A 446-nucleotide genomic window follows, 5' to 3' on the forward strand; every position below is an offset into this window, starting at 1 on the left:
GCGGGAGCAGCCAGGCGCGTCCTAAAGACATCCGGCGGCGTCCTGATATTCGGCGATTGGCAACTGCAAGCCGCGATCTGACGGCCTCAGGACTGGAGCGGTCGCGGCTCTTCACGCCGTCAGTGTCGAACCATTATCCATCACCGTCGAGAAGCCCTTGGCTCTGACACGAGAATGACCAGACATCTGCGCCATCGTTCTGCAACACCCAGATGCTGTCGAAATCTTCGTCTGGCCAAGATTCCGGGGCGATACCCGCGCGACCGACGAGGGCAGTTGCCAAACCAGGATAGATTCGTGCTGCCAGCTTACCAACACAGGAGTTGGGGCTGTGCGGATGGCTTCTGCGGCCAAAGCCTCTTGGCCCTTCGCATAAGTGACATCAGGTTGAAGACCGAGGCGTCTCGCCAGTGGCGTGATTGTTTGGCTAGGCCGTTTGCTGTGGG

General features: G+C 59.6%; 1 pseudogene. It reads right to left on the reverse strand.

What is annotated here, in order from left to right:
* Positions 1-111 precede the first annotated feature (111 nt).
* A pseudogene (locus EOA24_RS42700) lies at positions 112-446 on the reverse strand (hypothetical protein); the annotation flags it as partial.

Source organism: Mesorhizobium sp. M2A.F.Ca.ET.039.01.1.1, from assembly GCF_003998035.1.
Taxonomy (GTDB): Bacteria; Pseudomonadota; Alphaproteobacteria; order Rhizobiales; family Rhizobiaceae; genus Mesorhizobium.